At 38.4% G+C, this 2,610-nt stretch carries 2 protein-coding genes; both read left to right on the forward strand.

Features of this window, described 5'->3' with window-relative positions; translation table 11 throughout:
- Positions 1 to 192 precede the first annotated feature (192 nt).
- The gene (locus BQ17_RS01500) at positions 193 to 717 is read left to right on the forward strand and encodes a hypothetical protein (protein WP_089723976.1); all 525 of its coding nucleotides are present in this window, start codon (positions 193 to 195) and stop codon (positions 715 to 717) included.
- Positions 708 to 2,123 carry a hypothetical protein gene (locus BQ17_RS01505; protein WP_089723977.1) on the forward strand — a complete coding sequence of 472 codons (1,416 nt, stop codon included), beginning with the start codon at positions 708 to 710 and terminating at the stop codon, positions 2,121 to 2,123. The genes BQ17_RS01500 and BQ17_RS01505 overlap by 10 nt, the downstream gene beginning before the upstream one ends.
- The last annotated feature ends 487 nt before the right edge of the window (positions 2,124 to 2,610 follow it).

Consider the following 2,610-nt stretch of genomic DNA (forward strand, 5'->3'; position numbering starts at 1 on the left):
AAAAAACTTCAGTCCGCCGAAGGCGGATAGAGGTTAAAAACCTCCATCTTCAGATGGATTCTCTTCAGTCGGCGGTTGAGTCCGCCGAGCCGCTTTAGCGGCACAATCTACTAGCTTCAGCTGGTAGTGGTTGAATTGAGACTTGATAACAAAGTATTGGAACACTACCGGGTAATTATGAGTTCAACTAAAATGAAAATGGCATTTACTTTTTTCTTATTTTTGGTACTTTTGTTTTCATTTTATGTTTATAATAAACAAAATACGGATTGGTTAATTGCAAAGAAAACCGATACGGAAGCATCAATAGGTTCAGGAGGTGGTGCTATCAATATTGAAATCAAATCCTATAGAGAAAATGAAATAACTGAACGAGCCAAAGAGATAGATGAAAGAAATAATAACTACAAACACATTTCATCTATATTTTTTATCCTCGCATCTGTTTTTACAATAATATATATTGCTGCTATACCGAACATTAACCAGGAAAAGATTAAGTCTCTTTTGACTAAGATTTTAACTATAACCATATCTATTCTGGTGTCAGGGTATGTGTATTTAACCACTGAGATAGATAGGTTGAATTTATGTGGAACCGTTTTATTTTATGAGGGTCAAATATTATCCGATAAAGAAAAAAATGCGAGCTTGCCGGAAAATGAAGTGAAGCTCATCTTATTTAGTAGCAACAAGAGGATAGGGTCATGCAAATGAAATTAGCTTTTGCGTTTATTTTGGTTTGGATATCGGCTTTTCCAAAACATTCATTTTTGGGAGAATACGGAAGTTCTTATGAGAAATTAGTGAAGGAAGCCGAAGTGGAAATTGAGGAAATTAAAACAGCGATTGGAAATGCAATCCTGTCAGTTAATAGTGTGTTGGGGAGAAATGGATTTTCCAACTTGTGCCTTTCAATAGAAGGGGATGGATGTATAAAAGTAGATGTAATAGATACGAAAAGTGAGAGTGGTAGTCTTGCAATGGCAGTTTATCCAAACAAAATAAAAATGTTTCCAATTGATATTCAACAGTTTATTGGGGGATTTCCAGAAGAAATACCTCAGGTCAATTACGATAAAATAATGGCTATAAAAGGAGTTGAAAAATGGAAGGATATCCTGAGAATTGCAGAGATAGGAAGGCTTCAGCTATTGAATTCAGGTTTGAAAAAGTATGTAGAGGAGAATAAAGTTAATTTATTGAAGATAATCATGCTGCATGAAGTTGGACACATAGTTAACAAACACGAGCAATCTGGCTTTTCAGCTTATGACAGCGAAGGAAAGCGTTATGCAAAAGGATATTATGAAAAATTGGAATTAAAGAGAGAAAGGATTAATCAGGAAAATGAGGCTGATAGTTTTGTCGCAGAGGTAATAAAGAAAAACGCAAAGTTCGATAGGGAAAAGCTGCCGGATCACTGTTTGACAACGCCGAATTTACCTCCAAAAGAGATGATGGCTTGTTTAAGTTATATGGATGAGGAGTCTCAAATATATGCCGCCATAGGAATGTTGATAAATGCATATAATGCTAGAAGGAGCGCACACTATAGAGGATATAATTGTCCTGAGTTAGCTAATTGGGATTTGCCTGTTGATTATTTGGATTATAGTCCTGAATATTCGCATTCTTTATTGCGGTTGGTTACTATGGCCAAGGAGGTGGAAGAAGAAGGCTCACCAGAAAGGAAGGCACTCGAGTATAGATTAAGAGACCTTGTACACTTGAATGACTATAAAAACTTTAGGAAAGAGATTAGTCTGAAGGAATTGTTCATTAGTGTATTATCTTTTAAAACCCCCTCTAATCTGGATTCTTTTGAAATGCTTGATGATATGGGCATGGATAGAAACGGCGTATTTTCTGCTATGAGGGAAGAGTTAAGTATCTCTACAGATTCGGAAAGGGCCAGTCTTGGAAAGGTAAGGCAATGTATGTTTTACGATATCATTGATAGGTGCAAAGAACCTATCCGAAAATCGAACCTTTGGAGCTTTTACGGAAAAGAAATATCGGATTTCATGTGTAGCTTTAAGTTCCATTATGAAGGAAGAGATGAATGTTTGAAGGTTTTAGGAAAAGAACTTCCGGCAATAGAAAAAGATGAATGCTTATGAATTAAATGTACGCTTCCGTTGCCTCATCTTCTCCCCAATGCCGTTATTAACACTCAACATGTTGTATTCGTTATACTGTTCCTCATTTCCAACCACTACCACAATGAGGAACCAACCATGATTTGCAGGATGAAGCCAAGCCACTCCCACTAAAGCAGAAACCAGGTTAATTAGTCGGGTTTGAGGGTATTTATGCGTCCATAGAGGAGCCGGAAAATTTCACCTGCCAACGCGCATTTCCACTGCCTCTTTTGGTGCTCCTCCTGTTGAACCGACACAGGGGCCATATCGGCGACGAGTTCAATTACTTCTTCTTAGGTGCTCCACGATCAACCACTGGCCGATGGAGTATCCCCTTTGGCCTTTCTGTCAGGCACACTAGAAGCTTGATCCGCGTGCCCTGTCTGCAACTCAATGCCATTAAGTTAAGCGTCACCGGCGCCGTTTGTGATTGGTTGATCCCTGTTTTCGTTCGCCCTCTCCCCAA

Source organism: Candidatus Thiosymbion oneisti (assembly GCF_900092655.1).
Classification (GTDB): domain Bacteria; phylum Pseudomonadota; class Gammaproteobacteria; order Chromatiales; family Chromatiaceae; genus Thiosymbion; species Thiosymbion oneisti.

Excerpts from the sequence above, each read along its gene's own strand:
- BQ17_RS01505 (WP_089723977.1), top strand. The coding sequence starts at position 708 with ATGCAAATGAAATTAGCTTTTGCGTTTATTTTGGTTTGGATATCGGCT.
- BQ17_RS01500 (WP_089723976.1), top strand. The coding sequence starts at position 193 with ATGAAAATGGCATTTACTTTTTTCTTATTTTTGGTACTTTTGTTTTCA.